This window comes from Micromonospora sp. NPDC049301 (assembly GCF_040678715.1).
Lineage (GTDB): Bacteria > Actinomycetota > Actinomycetes > Mycobacteriales > Micromonosporaceae > Micromonospora.
Genome location: NZ_JBFAQO010000005.1, coordinates 77284 through 100699, shown reverse-complemented (window position 1 = coordinate 100699; position 23416 = coordinate 77284). Strand labels below are relative to the sequence as shown.

The window sequence follows — 23416 nt, the reverse complement described above, 5'->3', positions numbered from 1 at the left end:
CGATGAGCGCCGACGCGCTGGCCCCGGTGGCCGGTTCGCAGCCCGACTCCGCCGGCCACTTCGGCCGCTTCGGCGGTCGATTCGTGCCCGAGGCCCTGGTGGCCGCGCTGGACGAGCTCGACGGGGCGTGGCGTACCGCGATGGCGGACGAGTCCTTCCGGGCCGAGTTCGGGGCCTTGCTGCGTGACTACGCCGGCACCCCGTCACTGCTCTACGAGGCCCGCCGGTTCTCGGCGGAGGTCGGCGCGCGGGTTCTGCTCAAGCGTGAGGATCTCAACCACACCGGGGCGCACAAGGTGCGCAATGTGCTCGGCCAGGCGCTGCTCACCAAGCGGATGGGCAAGACCCGGGTGATCGCGGAGACCGGCGCCGGCCAGCACGGCGTGGCCACCGCGACCGCCGCCGCCCTGTTCGACCTGGAGTGCGTGGTCTACATGGGCCAGGTCGACACCGAGCGGCAGGCGCTCAACGTGGCCCGGATGCGGATGCTCGGCGCCACCGTCGTCCCGGTCACCGCCGGCTCGCGCACCCTCAAGGACGCGATGAACGAGGCGATGCGCGACTGGGTGGCCAACGTCGACGAAACGCACTACCTGATCGGCACCGCCGCCGGGCCGCACCCGTTCCCGGCGATGGTCCGCGACTTCGTCCGCGGCATCGGCGACGAGGCCCGCCAGCAGTGCCTGGACCTCACCGGCGCGCTGCCGGACGCGGTCACCGCCTGCGTCGGCGGCGGCTCCAACGCCCTGGGCATCTTCCACGCCTTCGTCGGCGATGAGGACGTCCGGCTGTACGGCTTCGAGGCCGGCGGCGACGGGCTGGCCACCGGCCGCCACGCGGCCAGCATCACCGGCGGGTCGGCCGGCGTGCTGCACGGCACGCGCACCTACGTGCTCCAGGACGCCGACGGGCAGACGCTGGAGTCGCACTCCATCTCCGCCGGCCTGGACTACCCGGGCGTCGGGCCTGAGCACGCCTGGCTGCACGACACCGGCCGGGCCAGCTACCAGCCGGTCACGGACGAGGAGGCGATGGCCGCGTTCGAGCTGCTCTGCCGCACCGAGGGGATCATCCCGGCGATCGAGAGCGCACACGCGCTCGCCGGCACCGTGGCGCTGGCCCCGAAGCTCGCGGCCGAGCTGGGCCGGGAGCCCACCATCGTGGTCAACCTGTCCGGGCGGGGCGACAAGGACGTGCACACCGCCGGTGACTACTTCGGCATCCTCGACAAGGAGCGGTGAGATGAGCCGGATCGGGGTGGCCTTCGACAAGGCACGGGCCGACGGACGGGCGCTGCTGGTCGGCTGCATGCCGGCCGGGTTTCCGACCGTCGAGGGCAGCATCGCGGCGATGACCGCGATGGTCGAGGCCGGCGTCGACGTCATCGAGGTGGAGATTCCGTACTCCGACCCGGTGATGGACGGGCCGGTCATCCAGAAGGCCAGCGACATCGCACTCGCCGGCGGCGTACGCACCAAGGACACGCTGCGCATCGTCGAGGCGGTCGCGGCCACCGGCGCCCCGGTGGTCACCATGACCTACTGGAACCCGATCGAGCGCTACGGCGTCGACACGTTCGCCCGTGATCTCGCCGCGGCCGGCGGGACCGGCCTGATCACCCCGGACCTCATCCCGGACGAGGCGGACGAGTGGCTCGCCGCCTCGGAAGCGCACGGCCTGGACCGCACCTTCCTGGTCTCGCCGTCGTCCACCGACGCCCGCCTGGCGATGACCGTGGCGCACTGCCGGGGCTTCGTCTACGCCACCGCCGTGATGGGTGTGACCGGGGCCCGGGCACGTACCTCCGCCGCCGCCCCGACGCTCGTCTCCCGGGTCCGCGGGGTCACCGACCTGCCGGTCGGTGTCGGTCTGGGCGTGGGCACCGGTGCACAGGCCGGCACCGTCGCGGGGTACGCCGACGGGGTGATCGTCGGCAGCGCCCTGGTCCGCTGCGTACTTGACGCGCCCTCCGAGGCCGACGGCCTGGCCGCCCTGCGAACCCTGAGCGCCGAACTGGCCGAGGGCGTCCGCACACCCACCCGCTGACCGCTGGGCAGTCTGGTCGCCCGGCCTAGCCGACCCCGCATTCTGCCGGGCCGGCGGCCCTGCCGCCGTGCGGTTCCACCTGGGGCGCCGTTCCGATGTTCGCCGGTCGGTCGGTTCGTTGGCCCGCCGCTCTGCCGGGCCGTCCGCCGCTTCCCCAGTCGGCCGTTCCGCAGCCGTTTCGCTGGTCCGCGGCGGTTCCGCTGGTCCGCGGCCGTTCGCTGGTCCGCCGGCGGCGCGGGCGGGCGGTTGTCGCGTCGGCGCGTGTGCCGCTGATTGGCGATGCGGCGTGGCGCCGCGCGGGTGTCTCGCTTCTTTGAGGGCTATACCTGTGAGTCATGAATATGACTCACAGGTATAGCCCTCAACTGGGTGATGCCCCCGAGACCGATGACTCTCGCCAGCGGTGGACGACGACCGCGCAGGATGCGTGACGCGCCGCAGAGCAGTAGCTCGTCGAGGCCGAGTCGCGACAGCAGCAGGTCCGGCCCGCCCTGCCGGTCCGGCCCGCCCCGCCGGTCCGACGTTTGGTTGCGCCGAGCCGCCAGACCGCTAACGCGCCTCAGGGCCGCAGTGACGGGTCCGTCGCTGCTTCGCCACGTTGCTCCGGCGGCTGCCCCACTCCTGGCGATCCGCCGTTGTCGGTGCCTGGCTGGCTGGGGCGGCCAGGAGCTGTTCGCCCGTCGTGGCCGGTCTCTCGCTGACCATCCGGATCGCCGTGAGCAACTGGACGCGGTGCGAGGTCGACGCTGCTCGCTGCCCACAGGGCGTCGCGCAGCACGCCGGAGCGGCCGGCGACCGCGTCGGCGACAGCGGCTCGGGTGAGTGGGGTGACTGCCTCGGGCAGTGCGGCGGGGGCGTGCCAGGACAGCCGGCAACCCGGCAGCGGGTCGGCGGCCGGTCGGACCTCGGCCGCGCGGGCCCGGAACACGTGCACGAGGACGTCCGGCAGGGGCCCGGCGCGCCCGGGCGGCGTGCTCACCGTGGGGCTGGTCAGGTGGTAGACGCCAACCAGGTCGACCAGCTCGATCTCCCAGCCGGTCTCCGCGCGAATGTCCCGCAGTGCCGCCCGGGTCGGGCTCTCCGCCGGGCGCAGCCGTCCGCCGGGCAGCGCGTACCGGCGCTCACCCCGGCCGTGCCGGCAGAGCAGCACCCGGCCGGCCTCGTCGGTGACGACCGCGGCGACCGCCCAGGTGAGCGCGCTCATGGACAAAGAGCCTACGACGGTGCAAACCAGAAGTCACCGGGAAGCACGCACAGCGGCCCGGGGTGCCGCTTCCGGGGTGCACAGCGGTAGCGTGTGCACCCGTGACCCTCGCCTCGCTGTCCCCCCAGGCGGCCCTGCCCAGTCCCAGCACCGCGGTCTGGCAGCTCGGGCCGGTCCCGATCCGGGCGTACGCACTGTGCATCATCCTCGGCATCGTGCTGGCCTGCTGGGTCACCGAGCGCCGGCTGCGTCAGCGCGGTGTCGCGCCCGGCGCGGTGCTCGACATCGCCGTGTGGGCCGTGCCCACGGGCATCATCGGCGCCCGGATCTACCACGTGATCACCTCCCCCGAGAAGTACTTCGGCGCGGGCGGCGACCCGGTGAAGGCGTTCGCCATCTGGGAGGGCGGTCTCGGCATCTGGGGTGCGGTCGCCGGTGGCGCCATCGGCGCCTGGATCGCGGCCCGGCAGCTCGGCATCCCGTTCGGCGTCGTGGCCGACGCGCTGGCCCCCGGGCTGCCGCTGGCCCAGGCGGTCGGCCGGGTCGGCAACTGGTTCAACAACGAGCTGTTCGGCGCTCGGACCACCCTGCCGTGGGGCCTGGAGATCCACCGGATGGACCCGGACAACCCCGGGCACGCGCTGCGCGACGACGCCGGCCAACCGATCCTCGAACCGGGCCTGTACCAGCCGACCTTCCTCTACGAGGCGCTGTGGAACCTCGGCGTGGTCGCTCTGGTCCTCGTCCTCGACCGGCGACTGAAGCTCGGCCGGGGCCGGGCGTTCGCGCTCTACGTGATGGGTTACACCGTGGGCCGGTTCTGGATCGAGCTGATGCGCACCGACGAGGCCAACCAGATCCTCGGCGTCCGGCTCAACGTGTGGACCGCCGCCCTGGTCTTCCTCGGCGCGTTGATCTACTTCGTGCGGGTCCGCGGCCCCCGGGAGTACCTGATCCCGGTCGGCGCCGCGGCGACCCCGACCCCGCCCACCACGTCCGATCTGTCCCAGGTCGACCTCTCCGAGCGGGAGACCGGTGCGCGGGCCGCCGCGCCGGAGGGCTACCGGGTGGTCAGCGAGGAGCAGTACCAGGCCTGGCGGGACAACGGCGTGGTGCCGCCCGAGCCGGCCACCGAGGACGACGATCGACCCGTGGGCGCTGAGCCGCTCGACGGGGCGGTCCCCGGTGATGAGCCGTCGGCCGACGAGCAGACGGCGGACGGTACGCCGGAATCCCGCGACGACCGGGCCGACGCCACGGGCGCGCGCCCGGTCGACCGGGACAGCTGAGCGGGGGCGGCACCGATGCGAAGCGCGGTGGTGGTCGGCGCCGGGGTCGGCGGCCTAGCGGTCTCCGGCGCGCTGGCCCGCTCCGGCTGGCAGGTCACCCTGCTGGAACGCGCCGAGCGGGTCCGTCCCGAGCCGACCGCCGTGGTGCTCTGGCCCAACGGTGTCCGGGCGTTGCAGGCCCTCGGCCTGGGCGCCGGCCTGGCCGCGATCGCCACCCCGTTGCCCGACGGAGGCGTCCGCCGCCCGGATGGGCACTGGCTGGTGCAGCCGCGGCCCATCCCGGCCGACCGGATGCCGGTGGTGGTGCATCGCGAAGACCTGCACGACGCGTTGATCGCCGGGCTCGGCGAGCGGGTGGAGTTGCGTACCGGGGTGACCGTGCGCCACGTCCGGGTCGAGCCGGGCGAGCGTCCGGCGGTCAGCGACGGGCGGCACACCATCGAAGCCGACCTGGTGATCGCCGCCGACGGCACCGACAGCGGCATCCGCCGCCAACTCGCCCCCGAATCCGGGGTGGTCAGCTCCGGCTGCGCCGCCTGGCGGGCCGTCATTCCCTGGTACCGGGCGCCCAGGCTGCCCGCCGACCAGCCACTCGCCGGGGAGGTCCTCGGCGCGGGCTACCGGTTCGTGGCCGCCTCGCTCGGCGAGCGCGGCTCCTCCGGCGGCTCCACCCGGGGCGGCATCTACTGGGTGGCCACCGCCGCTGGCGCGCCCCGCCCGGAGCCGCCGGAGACCCAGCTCGCCCTGCTGCGCCGCTGGTACGCCGGCTGGCCGGCGCCCATCGCCGCGTTGCTCGACGCCACCGACCCGGCGGACCTGGTTCAGCAGGAGGTCCGCGAGCTGCGACCGCTGCCCCGCGCGTACGGCTTCCCGGTCGGGCCGGGCGGGGTGGTGCTGCTCGGCGACGCGGCGCACGCCATGCCGCCGCACCTCGGCCAGGGCGCCTGCCTCGCCTTCGAGGACGCCGCGACGCTCGCCTCGCTGCTGCGCGAGGCGCGGCTGCCCGATGCCGTGCAGGCGTACGACCGGGTGCGCCGCCCCCGGGCGGCGACGGTGGTCCGGCAGACCCGGCGGATGTCGGCGGTGCTCCAGACCCGGGGCCGGCTGGCGCTGCGCGCCCGGGACGCCGCACTCGGCACGATCAACTCGCGGCTGCTCTCCAGCGCCGCCGCCTCCGCCGCTCAGTGGCGTCCACCGGCCTGATCCGCGGGGCGTGGGACCGGATGGCCCAGGGAGCGTCAGGGGATGAGGGCGCCGGGCTCGGCGATGCAGGCGGTGCCGATGCGACGGAACCCGACCCGCAGGTAGACCCGGGCGATCTCCTCGCTGCCGGCGGAGAGGAACACCAGGTCGGTGCCGGTGGCGAGCAGTTCCCGGGCGATGGTGGCGGTCAGCGCGGCGCCCAGTCCGCGCCGGCGGGCGGCCGGCAGGGTGGCCACGCCGGCGATCTCGGCGACGTCGTCCACCCGCATCGCCATGCCGCTGGCCAGCGCGCCCTCGGTCGGCGTGCCGGCCAGGGCGGAGATCCGCCGGCCGTCGGCGACCCGGGTGCGTTCCTCGTCCAGCGCGGCCAGCTCAAGCTCGGTGATCGCGGCGTCCCGCTCAGCCGGGCCGGCGTCGCCGCGCGCGGTGCCGGCGGCGGCGAACGACACCGCGGCCACCGCCCGCCGGGCGGCCACGTCGGCGGCGAAGCCGGGCGAGTCGGCCGCCAGCACCCGCACCGGTACGTCGGAGAGCGTCGCCGGGTCGGGCAGCGCGGCCGGGTCGAGCACCATCAACGGCGCCTCGAGCACGCTCAGCCCCGCCGAGCGGGCCACCGCCAGGAGCTCCGGGGTCGTCTCGTGCACCCACTCGAAGGCCTCCGGCTGGCCCAGCTCCCGCTGCCGTTCGCGCACGGAGGCGACGTCGGCCAACGACGGCGGCTCGGTCGCGTCGATCCGGGGCCGGGCGTAGAACGGCCAGCCCGCACCGTCGCGGACGAACAACACCAGTCCGCCATGCTCCTCCGCAGTGGCGACGTCGCGGGGCACCGCGTCGTAGAAGCGTTCCAACCGGGCGAAGATGTCCTTGTGCAGCGGATCCACCGCGCGAGACTACACGTCCCAGACTCTGGACGGTGTGATCAATCTTGAGTGGCCTTGCGGACCGCGCCCTAACGTAGACTCAATAGACCCACGGGCCGACGTCGTCCCCACCATGCTCCAACCTGAGTGACGACAGGAGGCCCGGTGGCTCAGCCGTACCCGCACAAGTCACAGCCGTACCCGCACAGCCCGCAGGCGTCCCCGACGCCCGGCCCCCGCCCGTCCGCACAGGGCCTGTACGACCCGGCGCAGGAGCACGACGCCTGCGGTGTGGCGTTCGTGGCGGACCTGCACGGCCGGCGTTCGCACGCCGTCGTCGCCAACGGGCTCGGCGCGCTCTGCCGGCTGGACCATCGGGGCGCCCGCGGCGCGGAGCCCAACACCGGCGACGGCGCGGGCATCATGATCCAGGTCCCGGACGTGTTCCTGCGCTCGGTGGCCGACATCGCGCTGCCACCGGCCGGCGAGTACGCCACCGGCCTGGTCTTCCTTCCCGACGACGACGCCGCGGAGGCGCGCGCCCGCCGGGTGATCGAGAAGTACGCGCTCGTCGAGGGGGCCGACCTGCTCGGCTGGCGGGACGTGCCGATCGACCCGACCGGGCTCGGCGAGACCGCCCTGGCGGCGATGCCCCGGGTCCGGCAGCTCTTCCTGGCCGCGCACCGGCTCACCGACTCGCCGGCCGGGCCGGCCGGTTCCGCGCTCAGCGGCATCGAGCTGGACCGGGTGGCGTTCTGCGTGCGCAAGCAGGCCGAGCGGGAGACCGCCGAGCGGGGCGTGCCGGCGTACTTCCCGTCGCTGTCCAGCCGGACGATGGTCTACAAGGGGATGCTCACCCCGGACCAGTTGCCGGCGTACTACCCGGACCTGCGCGACGAGCGGGTGGACAGCGCGATCGCGCTGGTGCACTCCCGGTTCTCCACCAACACGTTCCCGTCCTGGCCGCTGGCGCACCCGTACCGGTTCATCGCCCACAACGGCGAGATCAACACGATCCGCGGCAACCGCAACTGGATGCAGGCCCGGGAGGCGCTGCTGCGCTCGCCGAACGTGCCGGGCAACATCCGGCGGGTCTTCCCGGTCTGCACCCCCGGCGCCTCCGACTCGGCGAACTTCGACGAGGTCCTGGAGCTGCTGCACCTGGCCGGGCGGAGCCTGCCGCACGCGGTGCTCATGATGATCCCCGAGGCGTGGGAGAACGACCCCGGCATGCAGCCGGACAAGCGCGCCTTCTACCGCTTCCACGCCAGCCTCATGGAGCCGTGGGACGGGCCGGCGTCGGTGGCCTTCACCGACGGCGAGATCGTCGGCGCGGTGCTGGACCGCAACGGGCTGCGCCCGGGGCGCTGGTGGCGTACGGACGACGGGCTGGTGGTGCTCGGCTCCGAGGCGGGCGTGCTCGACCTGGACCCGGCCCGGGTGGTCGCCAAGGGGCGGCTCCAGCCCGGGAAGATGTTCCTGGTCGACACCGTCGCCGGCCGGATCGTGCACGACGAGGAGATCAAGTCCGAGTTGGCCGCCGCGCAGCCGTACGGCGAGTGGCTGCACGCCGGGCTGATCGAGCTGGGCGACCTGCCCGCCCGCGAGCACACCGTCTACACGCACGACTCGGTCCGGCGTCGCCAGCAGACCTTCGGCTACACCGAGGAGGAGCTGAAGATCCTGCTCGCGCCGATGGCCCGCACCGGCGCCGAGCCGCTCGGCTCGATGGGCACGGACACCCCGATCTCGCCGCTGTCCACCCGGCCGCGGCTGCTCTACGACTACTTCCACCAGCTCTTCGCCCAGGTCACGAACCCTCCGCTGGACGCCATCCGGGAGGAGCTGGTGACCAGCCTGGCGTCGACGATCGGGCCGGAGGGCAACCTGCTCGACCCGGGCGCGGCGAGCTGTCGGCAGATCGTGCTGCCGCACCCGATCATCGACAACGACGAGCTGGCGAAGATCCTCTCCATCGACGAGGACGGTGACCTGCCCGGCTTCAAGGCGGTCCGGGTCTCCGGGCTGTACCGCATCCGGGAGGGCGCCGCCGGCATCAAGGCGCGGCTGACCGAGATCTGCCGGCACGTCTCCGAGGCGATCGAGGACGGCGTCCGCATCCTGGTGCTCTCCGACCGGGACTCCAACGCCGACCTGGCGCCGATCCCGTCGCTGCTGCTCACCGCCGCCGTGCACCAGCACCTGGTCCGGGAGCAGACCCGCACCCAGGCGGCGCTGATCGTGGAGTCCGGCGACTGCCGGGAGGTGCACCACGCGGCGGTGCTGATCGGGTACGGCGCGGCGGCGGTCAACCCGTACCTGGCGTTCGAGTCGGTGGAGGACATGATCTCCACCGGCGCGCTGGTCGGCGTGGAGCCGGCCGCCGCGCTGCGCAACTACGCCAAGGCGCTCGGCAAGGGCGTCCTGAAGATCATGTCGAAGATGGGCATTTCGACGGTCTCCTCGTACTGCGGGGCGCAGGTCTTCGAGGCGGTCGGCCTCGACACCCGGCTGATCCAGCGTTACTTCCGGGGCACCCCGAGCCGGATCGGCGGGGTGGGGCTGGCCGGCGTGCACGCCGAGGTGGCCGCCCGGCACGCGCTGGCCTGGCCCCCGGCCGGCACCGCCGTCTCCGACCGGTTGGAGGTCGGCGGCGAGTACCAGTGGCGGCGCGAGGGTGAGCTGCACCTGTTCAACCCGGAGACGGTCTTCCTGCTCCAGCACGCCACCCGCAGCCGGCAGTACGACGTCTTCCGGCAGTACACGGCGAAGGTCGACGAACTCGCCGCGCGGGCCGGGTCGCTGCGTGGGCTGTTCACGCTGCGTACCGGCGTCCGCCCGGCGGTGCCGATCGAGGAGGTCGAGCCGGCCACCGAGATCGTCAAGCGGTTCGCCACCGGCGCCATGTCGTACGGGTCGATCTCGGCGGAGGCGCACGAGACGCTCGCCATCGCGATGAACCGCCTCGGCGGCAAGTCCAACACCGGCGAGGGCGGCGAGGACGTCGAGCGGCTGCACGACCCGGCCCGCCGTTCCGCGGTCAAGCAGATCGCGAGCGGCCGGTTCGGCGTCACCAGCGAATACCTGGTCAACGCCGACGACCTCCAGATCAAGATGGCCCAGGGCGCCAAGCCCGGCGAGGGTGGACAGCTGCCCGGCAACAAGGTCTGGCCGTGGATCGCCCGTACCCGGCACGCCACCCCGGGCGTCGGCCTGATCTCCCCGCCGCCGCACCACGACATCTACTCCATCGAGGACCTCGCCCAGCTGGTGCACGACCTGAAGTGCGTCAACCCGGCCGCCCGGGTGCACGTCAAGCTGGTCAGCGAGGTCGGCGTCGGCACCGTCGCCGCCGGCGTCGCCAAGCTCAAGGCGGACGTCATCCTGATCTCCGGCCACGACGGCGGCACCGGGGCGTCCCCGATGAACTCGCTCAAGCACGCCGGCACCCCCTGGGAGCTGGGTCTGGCCGAGGCACAGCAGACGCTGCTGCTCAACAGGCTGCGCGACCGGGTCACCGTGCAGGTCGACGGCCAGCTCAAGACGGGCCGGGACGTGCTGATCGCGGCTCTGCTCGGCGCGGAGGAGTTCGGCTTCGCCACCGCGCCGCTGATCGTCGCCGGCTGCGTGATGATGCGGGTCTGCCACCTGGACACCTGCCCGGTCGGCATCGCCACGCAGAACCCGGTGCTGCGCGAGCGGTTCACCGGCACCCCGGAGTTCGTGGAGAACTTCTTCCTGTTCCTCGCCGAGGAGGTCCGCGGGTACCTCGCCGAGCTGGGCTTCCGCTCGATCGAGGAGGCGATCGGCCAGACCGAGCTGCTCGACGTGGCCCCGGCGGTGACGCACTGGAAGGCGCACGGGCTCGACCTGGCGCCCGTCCTGCACCTGCCGGAGCTGCCCGCCGGCGCCGCCCGGCGCGGGGTGCGCGCCCAGGACCACGGCCTGGAGCACGCCCTGGACAACGAGCTGATCGCGCTCGCCCGCCCGGCGCTGACCAACGGGTCGCCGGTACGGGTCGAGGTGGCGGTGCGCAACGAGCACCGCAGCGTCGGCGCCATGCTCGGCGGGGAGGTGACCCGCCGCTTCGGCGGCGCCGGCCTGCCCGACGACACGATCGAGTTCGTGCTGCACGGCACCGCCGGGCAGTCGTTCGGCGCGTTCCTGCCGCGCGGGGTGACCCTGCGGCTGCACGGCGACGCCAACGACTACGTGGGCAAGGGCCTCTCCGGCGGGCGGATCATCGTCCGTCCGGACGCCGCGGCGCCGTTCCTCGACGGCGACGCCGAGCCGGGGTCGCGGGCCGAGGACCAGATCATCGCGGGCAACACCATCCTGTACGGGGCCACCGCCGGTGAGGTGTTCCTGCGCGGTCGGGTGGGGGAGCGCTTCGCGGTGCGCAACTCCGGCGCGGTCGCCGTGGTCGAGGGCGTCGGCGATCACGGCTGCGAGTACATGACCGGTGGGACGGTGGTGGTGCTCGGCGCGACCGGCCGCAACTTCGCCGCCGGGATGTCCGGTGGCACGGCGTTCGTGCACCGGCTGGACCGGGCGCGGGTCAACGCGGAGCTGGTCGACCTGGCGCCGCTGCGCGAGCAGGAGCAGGCGCTGCTGCACGAGCTGGTCCAGCGACACGTGGCCGAGACCGGGTCGGCGGTCGCCGAGGAGCTGCTCAAGCGCTGGCCGGAGGCGGTGGCCGAGTTCACCGCGGTGGTGCCCCGCGACTACCGCCGGGTGCTGGAGATCATGCGGGCCGCCGAAGCCGCCGGCCGTGACGTCGACGACGCGGTGATGAGCGCGCTCAGCGCGCCGCCCGCCGCGCCGGTGCCGCCCGCTCCGCGGGTGGCCGCCCAGGAGGTGGCTCGTGCCTGACCCGAACGGTTTCCTGCGCTACGACCGGCGGCTGCCGGCCCGCCGCCCGGTGCCGGTGCGGATCAGCGACTGGCGTGAGGTGTACCCGCCGGCCGGCGAGGACCTGGTCCGCGAGCAGGCCACCCGGTGCATGGACTGCGGCATCCCGTTCTGCCACGACGGCTGCCCGCTGGGCAACCGGATCCCGGACTGGAACGACCTGGTCCGCACCGGCAACTGGGACGCCGCGGTGGAGTCGCTGCACGCCACCAACAACTTTCCGGAGTTCACCGGCCGGCTCTGTCCGGCGCCCTGCGAGGCGGCCTGTGTGCTGGGCATCGCCGGCGGCCAGCCGGTGACCATCAAGCAGGTCGAGGTGGAGATCGCCGACGCGGCGGCGGCGCGCGGGTTCGTACCCCGTCCGGTGCCGGCGCCGTCCGGCCGGTCGGTCGCCGTGGTCGGTTCCGGGCCCGCCGGCCTGGCCGCCGCCCAGCAGTTGGCCCGCGCCGGCCACGCGGTGACGGTGTACGAGCGCGACGACGCGATCGGCGGCCTGCTCCGGTACGGCATCCCCGACTTCAAGCTGGAGAAGCGGCACATCGACGCCCGGCTGGCCCAGCTCGCCGCCGAGGGGGTGCGCTTCCGCACCAGGGTGAACGTCGGGGTGGACGTCACCGCCGAGCAGTTGCGCGCCGAGCACGACGCGGTGTTGCTGGCCTGCGGCGCGTTGCAGGGGCGGGACACCCCGGAGACCCGGGGCCGGGAGCTGCGGGGCGTGCACCAGGCGATGGCGCACCTGGTCGCCGCGAACCGCGTGGTCGCCGCCGCGGCTGCCAGCGGCCAGGGCCGTCCGTCCGTCGCGGTGCTGCCGGACGGCACTCCGATCGACGCGGCCGGCAGGCACGTCGTGATCATCGGTGGTGGTGACACGGCGGCCGACTGCCTCGGCGTCGCGCACCGGCAGGGGGCGGCCGGGGTGCACCAGCTCGACCTGTACCCGCAGCCGCCGCGGGAGCGCGACGAGGCGCGGGACCCGTGGCCGACCTGGCCGTGGATCCTGCGCAGCTACCCGGCGCACGAGGAGGGCGGCGAGCGGGTCTTCGCCGTGGCGGTGCAGGAGTTCGTGGACGACGGCACCGGGCAGGTGCGGGCGGTGCGGATCGCCGAGGTGACCGTGGAGAAGCGCGACGGCCGGCGGGTGGTCACCGCGGTGCCCGGTTCGGAGCGTGAGCTGCCGGCCGACCTGGTGCTGCTGGCGATCGGCTTCGAGGGCACCGAGCAGCAGCCGCTGCTGGCCCAGTTCGGGGTCACCCGTAACGCCTGGGGCGCCGTCGACGCCCGCGACGACTGGCAGACCGACGCTGACGGGGTGTTCGTCGCCGGCGACATGCACCGGGGCGCCTCGTTGATCGTCTGGGCCATCGCCGAGGGGCGTGCGGCCGCCGCCGCCATCCACGGGTACCTGGGCGGTCCCGGGGCGTTGCCGGCCCCGGTCGTCCCGGCCGCACAGCCGCTCGCCGCGCGCTGACCCGGGGCGTAACCCGGCGGACCGGGATGTCTGGCCGGCGCGGCGGTTTGCCGCGCCGGCCGGGGTGGGTCGTGAGACCGATCACGAAGGTGGGCAGATCGGTTTAGTCGCCGCGAGACTTGTCCGCTGCCGGGCCGCGCCGCGATGGGGCGTGATCATCATGCTCGATCGCACGGGAGGGTTCGTCGTGGCCAAAGGTGCCACCTTCGCCGCGCTGCGCCACCGGAACTACCGGATCTGGGCGCTCGCCGGGTTCGTCTCCGTCATCGGTACCTGGATGCAGGTCCTCGGAGTCAACTGGTACGTGCTGAAGGAGACCGGCTCGGCGACCTCCATGGGTTTCGCGGTGCTGCTCCAGGCCGCGCCCACGCTGCTGCTCAGCGTCTGGGGCGGTGTGCTGGCCGACCGGCTCCCCGCCCGCCCACTGCTGATCGTCGCCCAGGTGGCCCACGCGACACTCGCCGCGGGATTGGCGGCGGTCGCCCTGACCGGTGTCGGCGGCCTGCCGCTGATCTTCGTGATCTCCCTGCTCACCGGAGCCGTCTCGGCGGTCGAGGGTCCGGTGATGGGTCGTTGGTCCTCCACCCTCGTGGACCGGGAGACGCTCGGCAACGCGTTGGCGCTCGGCTCGCTCACCAACTCCGCCGGCCGCATCCTCGGCATGAGCCTCGGCGCCGTCGTGGTGGCCGCCGTCGGCCCCGCGCTGCTGTTCGGCATCAACGCGGCGAGCTTCGCCGCCGTGGTGGTGGCGCTCTTCTGCGTACGGCAGGCGGCGTTGCACGGTCACCAGGTGACGGCGCCGGACGGCGGCCGGACCAGCGGCGGCGGCGTTCGGGCCGGGTTCGTCTACCTGCGCGGGCAGCCGGTGCTGCTGCTCGCGCTCGCCCTGGCGTTCGTGCTCGGCAGCCTGGGACGCAACTACCAGGTGACGATGGCGGCGATGAGTGAAGGCCCCCTCGACGCCGGGGCGTCCGGCTACGGCCTCCTGTCGACCGTGTTCGCGATCGGGACGGTGCTGGGCGCGCTCGTCGCGGCCCGCCGACGTGACCTGGGCTACCGGACCCTGGTCGCCGCGGGCCTGCTGGCCAGCGGGCTGCAGATCGTCGCCGGCCTCGCCCCGGGAACCCTGAGCTTCGCCGCGGTGATCCTGCCGATCGCCGCCGCCGCGGTGGTGATCGACACCACGGTGGGCACCCGCGCCCAACTCGACACCGACGGCGCGATGCGGGGTCGGGTGCTCGCCGCGCTCGCGGTCACCGGCTCGGTCTCCGCCGCGGTCGGCGCGCCGCTGCTCGGCTGGCTCTCCGAACACGCCGGGCCCCGGCAGACGCTCGTCCTGGCCGGTGCCGTCGCGGCGATCGCGACCGGGGCGGCGGCGGTGGCGCTGGACCAGCAGCGCGGTCGTCAGCTGCGCCGGCGAATCACCCTGGCCCTGGCCGCGCCGCCGCTGCGAAGGCCGGTACGGGGAATGGCGCGGACGGCGTCCCGCCTCGTCGGGCCCGCTACGGTCGGCGGCGGCCACCTGATGCTGCGCCCAACGCTGGTGAGCCGGGACCGGCCGGGACGCCCGACCCGGTACTGTCCCGTCTGCTCACCACTGGCCGCCCGGAGTCGACCCGCGATGTCGGCGCGCAACGGCCGGCACGCCGCCGGGTGTGCCGGGGCGGTCTGACCGCCGCCGCTGTACGGCCAACCGCGCTGAGACAGCGGTCACCCCGGGCGACGCGCCCACGGGGCCGAAGCAAATGAAGATCATCGCTACGCTCCGATCATGGACATTGAGGAACGGCTGCGGCGGACCCGCCGGTGGCTGTGGATCGTGCTGATCGGGCTCTTCCTGAGCGGGGTGACCGCGTTCCCGCTGGAGATCGAGGTGCGCTGGCTGCTGCGTGCGCTGGATCCGATCGCCGGCCAACTGCCGGCGTTGGTCGACTGGATCGAGCGGGTCCACACCGGGCTCGTGACGGCCGGCGAGGACTACCCGTTCCTGCTCTACGGCACCGACTGGCTGGCCTTCGCCCACCTGGTGCTGGCGGTGGCGTTCTGGGGGCCGCTGCGCGACCCGGTGCGCAACGTCTGGGTGGTGCAGGTCGGCATGATCGCCTGCGCGGGGATCGTCCCGCTGGCGCTGATCTGCGGCCCGATCCGGGACATCCCCTGGTTCTGGACGCTGGTGGACCTCTCCTTCGCGGTCGGCGCGTTCCCGCCGCTCTGGTTCGCCTACCGGCACATCCGCGCCGTCGAGGCGGACACGGTCTGGGCGGGCACGGTCGAGGCGGGCACGGTCGAGGCGGTGGGTGTGCGACTGGCGCCGGTGGACGGGTCGTCGGCGGGGGCGCCCTGAGTCGCTGGGGGATCGGGCCGGGCCGGCTGGCCGGGTGGTTCTTGTGCGTGCCTGTAGAGCTGCCCCAGATATGGACCGGCGAATCGTCCGTCCTCGTGGAAGCGGAACAGGCGGCTCAGCCGTTCGTGCCGGTGCCGCAGCTTCTGACCGTGCAGCCGCTCGTGTCGGTGCCAGCCGCTCTGTCGGTGCCAGTCGTTGCACCGGTGCGGCCGGTCGTGCCGGTTCCAGACACTGCCCCGTTTGTGGGGCAGCTCTACAGGCGCCGCGCGAGGGTCGTCGGGGGGCTGGGGCGAGCTGTGTTCCCCGTTCGTGGGGCAGGTCTACAGGCGCGGTGCGGAGTGGTCGAGGCCTGGGGCTGTCGCACAGGCCGGGACGGCCGGGAGGCTCGTCGCTCAGGGCGGCGGGCCTCCCGGCCGTCGTCGGGCTCAGTGCTCCAGAAGTCGGTGGGCCTCGCGGATCTTGGCCCAGGACTTCGGCTCCGCCGGCGGGGAGGCGGCCTTGCGCGCGGCCGAGGCCACGTCGGGCCGGCCGGCGGTGAACAGCCAGGTGGTGAACAGCTCGTCCAGGTCCAGCCCGGAGATCCGCTCGGCCAGGGCCTGGAACTGCTCGATCGTGCCGTTGCCGTACCGGTGCTCGGCGGTCCAGGCCGGCAGGATCTCGAAGAACGCGTCGTCGCCGACGGCCAGCCGCAGCTGGTGCAGCGTCATCGCGCCCCGGTCGTAGACCGCGTCGTCGAAGACCCGGTCGGCGCCCGGGTCACCGGGCAGCACCTGCCAGAACCCCGAGTCGGCCGGGTAGCTGGCGTAGGTGAAGTCGAAGACCTCCTGGGCGGTGCCCTCGCCCTGCTCCTCCGACCAGAGCCACTCGGCGTACGAGGCGAAGCCCTCGTTGAGCCAGATGTTGCGCCAGTCGGCCACCGAGACCGAGTCGCCGAACCACTGGTGGGCGTTCTCGTGCACCACCACGTACGTGTTGGCGCCGCGCCGCCAGAAGCCCGGGCCGTACACCGGTCGGGTCTGCGTCTCCAGCGCGAAGCTGATGCCGTCCACCGGACCGGCCACGCCGCCCTGCGCCTCGAAGGGGTACGGGCCGAAGATCCCGCTCTCCCAGTCGACGATCTCGGCGGTGCGCTCGATGCTGGCCCGGGCGGCCGGCCCGAGCGCGCCCAGGGAGGTGCTGTACGCGTTCACCACCGGCTGGCCGCTGGGCGTGGTGTCGGTGACGATGTCGTACTGGCCGATGGCCATGAAGGCCAGGTAGGTGGCGGTGGGGGAGGTGGTCCGCCAGCTCCACCGGGTGCGGTTGCCGGCCTCGGCCAGTGGCGGCCTCGGCTGCACGCCGTTGCTGATCACCTCGACGCCGGTGGGCACCGACACGGAGACGTCGAAGGTCGCCTTGTCCAGCGGGTGGTCGTTGCTCGGGAACCACCACCACGCGGATTCGGGCTCGTTGACCGCCAGCGCCCCGTCGTCGGTGCGGGTCCAGCCGGTGTAGTCACCGACCAGCGTCTCCGACGGGATGCCGTCGTAGCGCACGACGATGGTGAGCTGCTGGCCCCGGGTCACCGTGCGGGCCGGGGTGACCACCAGCTCGTGCGCGCCCGCGGTGCTGCTGCTCGCGGCCCAGCCGTTGACCCGCACCGACTCGACGTCGAGCAGGAAGTCCAGGTTGAACCGGGAGAGATCCTCGGTCGCGGTGGCGAGGATCGTGGTGGTGCCGCTGAGCCGGTCGGTGGCCGGGTCGTAGCGCAGCCGGACGTCGTAGTGCGAGACGTCGTAGCCGCCGTTGCCGTAGTCGGGGAAGTAGCTGTCGCCCAGCCCGGGGGCGCCGGGTTGCGGCGCGAGCGTGACGGTGGGCCGGCCCCAGGCCGTCGGGGCGGCCTGGCCGGGGCCGCCGGTGAGCATGGTGCCGGCGGTGGTGAGGGTCAGGGCGGCGGTGGCCGCCGTGAGGACTCGTCGCACGAGGTGGACTCCCTCCATCGGGGTGTTCGCACCGCCAACCTAATCGACAATCGTGAACGCCGCGGGCCCGCCGCGCGGCTCACCGCACTATTCAGTTGATCTAAATGTTTCGATAGTATTACCGCCTGGTAACAACCGTTCCACCCCTGGCCACGCGCGCGGTCGCAGGATCCCACCACCCCTGTCCTGTGGAGGTCCGTCATGCCCCACCGCCCGCTGGCCCGCGCCCTGGCCGCGCTGGTCGCCGTGTTCACCGCCGCCCTCGGCGCCGTGCTCGTCCCCGGCACCGCGCAGGCCGCCGCCGTCAACTACGTCGCGCTCGGCGACTCCTACTCCTCCGGCGTCGGCGCCGGCCCGTACGACTGGTCCACCTGCCTGCGCAGCCAGAAGTCGTACGCCCCGCTCTGGGCCGCCGCCCACGGCGTGACCAGCTTCAGCTTCCCGGCCTGCGGCGGCGCGGTCACCGCCGACGTGCTCAACGACCAGGTCGACGCACTCAGCAGCGCCACCACCCTGGTCACCATCACCATCGGCGGCAACGACGCCGGCTTCGCCGACGTGATCACCAGTTGCCGGTTCGGCAGCACCTCGTCCTGCACCAACGCGGTCAACAGCGCCAAGGCCTTCGCCACCTCGACGCTGCCCGGCCGGCTCGACGCCACCTACGCCGCCATCCGCAACCGCGCGCCGAACGCGCGGCTGATCGTGCTGGGCTACCCGAGGCTGTTCGAGACCACCTCCTGCGGTTGGCTCGCGATGAGCGTCTACAAGCGCACCATCCTCAACGAGGCCGCCGACGTGCTCGCCTCGGTCATCTCCGGCCGGGCCAACGCCGCCGGTGCCACCTTCGCCGACACCCGCCCCTACTTCGCCGGCCACGGCGTCTGCGCCGGCGACCCGTGGATCCACGACGTCAGCGGCGTCATCGAGGCGTACCACCCGGACGCCGACGGCTACCGCTACGGCTACCTGCCCGCCCTGACGGCGGTCACCGGCTGACAGTGGAAACCCGTACCGCCCGGCGGCGGCCGCCGGTCCATCCCGGACCGTCGGCCGCCGCGCGGCAATTCGGGCCGGTCGCGCCGGGTCGGTACTGTCCCGGTGTCGCGGCCGTCCGTTAGGGTTTCCGCGAACCGGACAGCCGTGGCGTGGGAGGCAGAGCGTGGGCAGGCTCGCGTCGGCGTACGGTCAGGCGGTCACCTCCCACCGGGCGGCTCGGGCACACCTGGACGCCGCCCAAGGGGCGCTGGGCACGGCGGCGGCCCCCACCGCGCCGGTCGGCGCCGGCGAGCTGGTGGCCCGACTGGCCCGCCTCGGCGGCACGCTGGCCACCCCCACGCCGGGCGCCACCCCCCTCACCGACGCGCCGGTGCCGGTCCGGATCGGCGAGGCGTCCACTCCCGACGGCGGTTTCCCGGTACTGCTGCCGGTCGGCGGAGGCCACCACCTGGCACTGGACACCGACGCCCGGGACCCTCGGGTCGCCGGGCTGCTGCGAGCGTTGGTGCTGCGGCTGGTCGCCACCGCTCCGGCCGGTCAGGTCCGGGTCGCCGGCATCGACCCCGCCGCGCTGGGCGCCACCTTCGGCCCGCTGCGCCCGCTGCTCGACGCCGGGGTGCTCGACCCGCCGGCCACCGGGGAGGCCGAGGTGGCCGCGTTGCTGGACGCGGCCGAACAGCACGCCCGCGCCGCGCAGCACGCCGACCCCGAGGCCCGACAGCTGCTGGTGGTGGTCGCCACCGCCGCACCGCCTCCGCGCGAGCTGGCCCGGCTCGCCGCCCTCACCCACGCCGGCCCCGCCGCCGCCGTCTGCGTGCTGCTCGCCGGCCACCCCTCCCGGCTGCCGGGTGAGACCTCGCCGCCGCTGGGCGGCGCCACCGCGGTCCGGCTCAGCGAGCGGTACGCGCACGTCGGCGACCCGCCCAACGCCCCGTTCAGCGCCGACGGCGGCGGCCTCGCGGCGCCGGTGCTGCTCGACGGCGACCCCCCGCCGGCCTCCGTGCGCGCGCTCGCCGAGCACCTGGGCGCCGCCGCCCGCCGCACCGACGCGCTGCACTTCGCCGACCTGCTGCCCGAGCGGCGCTGGGCCGAGTCCGCCGGCAACGGCCTGCGGACGGTGATCGGCCGCGCCGGCCGCACCCCGCTGACCGTCGCCTTCGACGACGCCACCCCGCACTGGCTGGTCGGCGGGCGCACCGGCGCCGGCAAGACCGTCTTCCTGCTCGACGTCCTGTACGGGCTGGCCGCCCGCTACTCCCCGGCCGAGCTCCAGCTCTACCTGCTCGACTTCAAGGAGGGCGTGAGCTTCACCGAGTTCGTGCCCACCGGGCGCGACCCGTCCTGGCTGCCGCACGCCCGTGCCGTCGGCATCGAATCCGACCGGGAGTACGGCCTCGCCGTGCTGCGCGAGCTGCGCCGCGAGGCACAGCGCCGGGCCACCGCGCTCAAGCGGCACGGCGTCACCAAGCTCGCCGACCTGCCCCGGGACAATGCGCTGCCGCGCATCGTGGCGGTCATCGACGAGTTCCACGTGCTGCTCGCCGGCAACGACGCGCTGGCCCGCGAGTCCGTCGACCTGCTGGAGGAGCTGGCCCGCAAGGGTCGCTCCTACGGCGTGCACCTGGTGCTGGCCAGCCAGAGCATGACCGGCATCGAGGCCCTCTACGGGCGGGCCGAGGCGATCTTCGGGCAGTTCGCGCTGCGGGTGGCGCTGCCCGGTGGTGGCGGGGTGCTCGACGCACTGAACGACGCGGCCGCGGCCCTGCCGATCGGTTCCGCCGTGGTCAACACCGCCGCCGGTGCGGTCGGCGCCGACACCGTGCTGCGGTTCCCCGACGCGCACGCCGCCGCCGCGGACCTCGCCGCGCTGCGTCACGAGCTGTGGGAGGCCCGCCCGCCGGGCGCGCGGCCACCGGCGGTCTTCAAGGGGTACGAGGCGGCGCGGGTCGAGGACGATCCCACGTTCGCCGGGCTGCGCCCCGGTGGCCGGCGCCCGATGGCCCTGGTCGGCCGGACCGTCGACGTGCACGGCACCACCGCGCTGTTCCTGATGGACGCCACCCCCGGTCGGCACCTCGCCGTGGTCGGCACCGCGCCGGCCGGCGCCGACGTGCTGCGCGCCGCGACACTGAGCCTGGCCCGCCAACACGCCGCCGGCGACGCCCGGTTCGTGCTGGCCTCGCTGGTCACCGCCGCCGATCCGGTCGCCGACGAGACCGAAGCCGCGTTGCGGGCCGCCGGCCACCCGGTGCAGCGGCTCGACGCGGCCGGTCTGCGCGACCGGATCGCCGCGCTGGCCGACGCGCCAGCCGGGCGCGAATACCTGGTGGTGTTCGGGATGGACGCCGCCGCGCCGGTGCTCGGGGCGGCCGACCCGGTCACCTTCCGCTCCGGCCTGGACGACCTGCGCACGGTGCTGCGGCAGGGCCCCGCTCAGGGGGTGCACCTGCTCGGCTGGTGGCGCGGCCTGCGCCGGCTCGCCGACGACCTCGGCGGCACCCAGAACCGCGACGACGTCGCCTGCCTGGTCGCCCTCAACGTGCCGGGGGCCGAGCTGGCGCTGCACCTGGGGGTGCACGACCTCGCCTACACGTCCCGCGCCGACCGGGCGCTGCTGGTCGACCGGCACGACCAGCGCACGAGGCTGATCGTGCCGTTCGCCCGCGACGGGCACGAGCCGGACGGGGAGCAGTGACGGTGTCCTTCGAGGAGTACGCGGCGCTGGCTCGCCAGCTCGCCGAGCAGCGCCGCGCCGGCGAGCGGGACGCCGCGATCGAGTCCGAGCGCCGCCGCGACCTGCACGCCGCCGTCGAATACCTGCACCAGCGGCTGACCGCCCAGGGGCACCGCCTCGACCAGCTCGGCCGCGCGATCGGCGTCGACCAGCCGTCCGCCGTCCCTCCCGCGCATCCGGGCACCGCACCGAGCGCGGGCGGTACCGCCCCGCCGGCCCCGACCGAGTCGGCCGGTGACTCCGCTGCCGTGTCCGGCCCGTCCGTCATGCCCGGACCGGGCGACGGTGGACTCGCCGGCGCAGCCGGCGCGCCGGGGCGGGCGGATGTCGGGGCGTACCCCGAGCTGCCGGCGGGGGAGGCGCGGCTGGCGCTGCCGACGGCGGTGAGCCCGGCGGGCGTCGGGGTGCCGGCGCAGCGCGCGGCGGCGGTCGACCCGGCGGTGGAGCTGGAGATGGCCCGGCGGATGGCCGACGAGGCCGACCGGCACGGGCAGCAGGCGGAGCTGCTCGCCCAGCGGCCGGAGCTGCTGCCCACCTGGTCGCCGCTGGCCCGCGCGGTCGCCGTGTACGCGGGGTGCGGGGCCGTTGCCGGGGTGCTCATGCTGGCGCTGGTGCTCGCCTCCGGGGTCGGCCTGGTCGACGGCTTCACCCTCGGCGCGTGGATCTGCGCCGGGCTGCCCGCGCTGGCGTTCTTCGGCGGGTACCTGGTGCTCGGCCGGTGGGGGCGGCCCGCCATGGTCGCCGGCACCCCGCCGCGCTACCTGCCGCTCGGGTTCCTGATCTGCTTCCTGCTGGTGCCGGTCGCCTACTGCGGCTACCTGCTGCTCGTCCGCGGCCTGCGCTGAGCTCTGCCCCGGCCCCCGGCCCCCGGCCCCCGGCCCCCGGCCCCCGGACAATTCGCGGCGAGTCTTTCCATAGAAGATCTGCTCGCTGCCGCAGAAAATCTAGGCTGAGGTGACTAGACATCTTCGAGGGTGTGGAATACTCTTCTTCAAGTCGAGAGAAGAGATCCGTCAAGACGCGGACGGAGCGCCCGGCCGTGGGGTCACGACGGGCGGCGCGGAGGAGAAGCGATAGACACCGCTCCTCCGCCAGGCAGTAGAAGCACGTGATTCCCGACGGAAGTGACGCCGGGACCGCAGGTGGGGCCAACGCTCTTTTCAGGGCTCCAGCTGATGTTCGCCGTACGTGTGCGGGGCCATGAAGTCGCAGGGGGCACCGACATCGGCGGACCGTACGTCAGCAAGGGAAAGTGAAGAAGCAGAGGAAAGGGAGGGCCCTACACCGTTGGATCGCCCGCCCTCGGCCGTCATTGCCGGCCCGGCGGACACCGCAGTATCCATCGAACGAGAGGTGGTCTCCGGTCACGCTTATGCGATCCTCGCACCCGATGCCGTCACTTGCGGCTGGTGCGGATACGACAAGCCGACGTTCCTGTCGGTAGATGGTGTTCTGACCCGTAACCCTGGGCCCCGGCGCGTGAGCGCCGGGGCCCTCGACATGGAGGTGACATGGGGCAAACCCCGGACGACATGTTCGGCGACGAGAATTACCCGGCCTACACCATTGGGCAGGCCGCGGAGATGCTCGGCACGACGCAGGACTTCCTGCGCCGCCTCGACGAGGCAAAGCTGATCAACCCTCACCGCTCTGCCGGCGGGCACCGCCGCTATTCCCGCTACCAGATGCGCCTGGCAGCCCGGGCCCGTGAGATGGTCGACGAGGGTTTCGCCCTGGAGGCCGCCTGCCGGATCATCATCCTCGAAGACCAGCTTGAGGAAGCCCTGCGACAGAACCAGCAGCACGGGACGCGGCAAGGCGACTGACCGGACCACCCAGGACGCGCCGTGCCCGGCACCGCGGTGGCCTCGACCAGGAGGCGAAGCAAGCCGGTCCTGCTGGTCAGCCTTGCTGGCCCGCCTGTTGGCCCGCGTCCTGCGCGGCGACGGTGGCGCCATCGGATTGCGCGCGGGTGCCGGCGGACTGGGCGACGGCCAGGATCTCGTCGCGTTCCGTGTCGTTCGGGCCACCGGGTCCTGCCCAGATGGCTGGCTCACGGCTCGCGGCCACGCCGGCGTAGACCAGGCTCAGCGCCCGCCAGCACTCCGTGACCGCGTCCTGCCAGGGCAACCGCCGGCCGGGCGGCCCCGCCCCGTGCAGTTGCGCGCCGGCCCGATCGGTGGTGGAGATCCTGGCGAGCCAGGCGGCACGCAGGTCGTCCACGGCGTCGGTACTCATTCGCCCGCCTCGGCGCTGGGCTCGAGGCCTCGTTGAGGCGTTCACGGGCTCGACGTCTTCGTCGCTGAAGCTGAACGCCTGACCGTCCGACGCCTCCCGGTCCCGTGTGTCGCCCTAGATCTTGGACAGTTTCCGGTCGCGCCGAACGGAAACTGTCCA

At 73.9% G+C, this 23416-nt stretch carries 16 protein-coding genes; 12 read left to right on the top strand and 4 right to left on the bottom strand.

Features of this window, described 5'->3' with window-relative positions; all coding sequences use genetic code 11:
- Positions 1–2 precede the first annotated feature (2 nt).
- The gene (gene trpB, locus AB0K07_RS16265) at positions 3–1241 is read left to right on the top strand and encodes a tryptophan synthase subunit beta (protein ID WP_363755769.1); all 1239 of its coding nucleotides are present in this window, start codon (positions 3–5) and stop codon (positions 1239–1241) included.
- A gap of 1 nt (position 1242) precedes the next feature.
- Positions 1243–2046, top strand: a complete 804-nt coding sequence (gene trpA, locus AB0K07_RS16260) for a tryptophan synthase subunit alpha (RefSeq protein ID WP_363755767.1) — start codon at positions 1243–1245, stop codon at positions 2044–2046.
- Between the two features lie 559 nt (positions 2047–2605).
- On the opposite strand, the gene AB0K07_RS16255 is transcribed toward trpA, so the two are convergent.
- Positions 2606–3250 (bottom strand): NUDIX hydrolase, encoded by a 645-nt coding sequence (locus AB0K07_RS16255; RefSeq protein ID WP_363755765.1) that lies wholly within the window; start codon positions 3248–3250, stop codon positions 2606–2608.
- 101 nt (positions 3251–3351) lie between these two features.
- On the opposite strand from AB0K07_RS16255, the gene lgt reads away from it, so the two are divergent.
- Together lgt and AB0K07_RS16245 are read left to right on the top strand one after the other, a co-directional pair.
- Positions 3352–4539: a prolipoprotein diacylglyceryl transferase gene (gene lgt, locus AB0K07_RS16250; RefSeq protein WP_363755763.1), complete on the top strand. Its 1188-nt coding sequence runs from the start codon at positions 3352–3354 to the stop codon at positions 4537–4539.
- A gap of 15 nt (positions 4540–4554) precedes the next feature.
- Positions 4555–5742, top strand: a complete 1188-nt coding sequence (locus AB0K07_RS16245) for an NAD(P)/FAD-dependent oxidoreductase (RefSeq protein ID WP_363755761.1) — start codon at positions 4555–4557, stop codon at positions 5740–5742.
- Between the two features lie 35 nt (positions 5743–5777).
- Here the strand turns inward: AB0K07_RS16245 and AB0K07_RS16240 are convergent, their stop codons facing one another.
- Positions 5778–6614, bottom strand: a complete 837-nt coding sequence (locus AB0K07_RS16240) for a GNAT family N-acetyltransferase (RefSeq protein WP_363756609.1) — start codon at positions 6612–6614, stop codon at positions 5778–5780.
- A 243-nt stretch (positions 6615–6857) separates the two neighbouring features.
- Here AB0K07_RS16240 and gltB point away from each other — a divergent pair, with 243 nt between their 5' ends.
- From gltB to AB0K07_RS16220, 4 genes are all read left to right on the top strand, one after another.
- Complete coding sequence (gene gltB / locus AB0K07_RS16235) at positions 6858–11474, top strand: glutamate synthase large subunit (RefSeq protein ID WP_363756607.1); 4617 nt, start codon at positions 6858–6860, stop codon at positions 11472–11474.
- Positions 11467–12981, top strand: coding sequence for a glutamate synthase subunit beta (locus AB0K07_RS16230; RefSeq protein ID WP_363755759.1), 1515 nt, complete (start codon positions 11467–11469; stop codon positions 12979–12981). The genes gltB and AB0K07_RS16230 overlap by 8 nt, the downstream gene beginning before the upstream one ends.
- Before the next feature lie 160 nt (positions 12982–13141).
- Positions 13142–14653, top strand: coding sequence for an MFS transporter (locus AB0K07_RS16225; protein ID WP_363755757.1), 1512 nt, complete (start codon positions 13142–13144; stop codon positions 14651–14653).
- A 99-nt stretch (positions 14654–14752) separates the two neighbouring features.
- Complete coding sequence (locus AB0K07_RS16220; protein WP_363755755.1) at positions 14753–15325, top strand: hypothetical protein; 573 nt, start codon at positions 14753–14755, stop codon at positions 15323–15325.
- Between the two features lie 425 nt (positions 15326–15750).
- On the opposite strand, the gene AB0K07_RS16215 is transcribed toward AB0K07_RS16220, so the two are convergent.
- Positions 15751–17286, bottom strand: coding sequence for a M1 family metallopeptidase (locus tag AB0K07_RS16215; RefSeq protein ID WP_363755753.1), 1536 nt, complete (start codon positions 17284–17286; stop codon positions 15751–15753).
- A 201-nt stretch (positions 17287–17487) separates the two neighbouring features.
- Between AB0K07_RS16215 and AB0K07_RS16210 the strand changes: the two genes are divergently transcribed.
- From AB0K07_RS16210 to AB0K07_RS16195, 4 genes are all read left to right on the top strand, one after another.
- A complete protein-coding gene (locus tag AB0K07_RS16210) occupies positions 17488–18285 on the top strand; it encodes an SGNH/GDSL hydrolase family protein (RefSeq protein WP_363755751.1) in 798 nt (265 codons plus the stop codon).
- 163 nt (positions 18286–18448) lie between these two features.
- The gene (locus AB0K07_RS16205) at positions 18449–20980 is read left to right on the top strand and encodes an FtsK/SpoIIIE domain-containing protein (protein ID WP_363755749.1); all 2532 of its coding nucleotides are present in this window, start codon (positions 18449–18451) and stop codon (positions 20978–20980) included.
- A 2-nt stretch (positions 20981–20982) separates the two neighbouring features.
- A complete protein-coding gene (locus AB0K07_RS16200) occupies positions 20983–21864 on the top strand; it encodes a hypothetical protein (RefSeq protein WP_363755747.1) in 882 nt (293 codons plus the stop codon).
- 666 nt (positions 21865–22530) lie between these two features.
- Positions 22531–22845, top strand: coding sequence for a helix-turn-helix domain-containing protein (locus AB0K07_RS16195; protein WP_363755745.1), 315 nt, complete (start codon positions 22531–22533; stop codon positions 22843–22845).
- Between the two features lie 76 nt (positions 22846–22921).
- On the opposite strand, the gene AB0K07_RS16190 is transcribed toward AB0K07_RS16195, so the two are convergent.
- Positions 22922–23257 (bottom strand): hypothetical protein, encoded by a 336-nt coding sequence (locus tag AB0K07_RS16190; RefSeq protein WP_363755743.1) that lies wholly within the window; start codon positions 23255–23257, stop codon positions 22922–22924.
- Positions 23258–23416: the final 159 nt, after the last annotated feature.

What these genes read in the sequence shown, in the direction of transcription:
- AB0K07_RS16225 (WP_363755757.1), top strand. Translation starts at nt 13,142, where the DNA reads ATGCTCGATCGCACGGGAGGGTTCGTCGTGGCCAAAGGTGCCACCTTC.
- AB0K07_RS16255 (WP_363755765.1), bottom strand. Translation starts at nt 3,250, where the DNA reads ATGAGCGCGCTCACCTGGGCGGTCGCCGCGGTCGTCACCGACGAGGCC.
- trpA (WP_363755767.1), top strand. Translation starts at nt 1,243, where the DNA reads ATGAGCCGGATCGGGGTGGCCTTCGACAAGGCACGGGCCGACGGACGG.
- AB0K07_RS16245 (WP_363755761.1), top strand. Translation starts at nt 4,555, where the DNA reads ATGCGAAGCGCGGTGGTGGTCGGCGCCGGGGTCGGCGGCCTAGCGGTC.
- AB0K07_RS16220 (WP_363755755.1), top strand. Translation starts at nt 14,753, where the DNA reads ATGGACATTGAGGAACGGCTGCGGCGGACCCGCCGGTGGCTGTGGATC.
- trpB (WP_363755769.1), top strand. Translation starts at nt 3, where the DNA reads ATGAGCGCCGACGCGCTGGCCCCGGTGGCCGGTTCGCAGCCCGACTCC.
- AB0K07_RS16195 (WP_363755745.1), top strand. Translation starts at nt 22,531, where the DNA reads ATGGGGCAAACCCCGGACGACATGTTCGGCGACGAGAATTACCCGGCC.
- AB0K07_RS16210 (WP_363755751.1), top strand. Translation starts at nt 17,488, where the DNA reads ATGCCCCACCGCCCGCTGGCCCGCGCCCTGGCCGCGCTGGTCGCCGTG.
- AB0K07_RS16190 (WP_363755743.1), bottom strand. Translation starts at nt 23,257, where the DNA reads ATGAGTACCGACGCCGTGGACGACCTGCGTGCCGCCTGGCTCGCCAGG.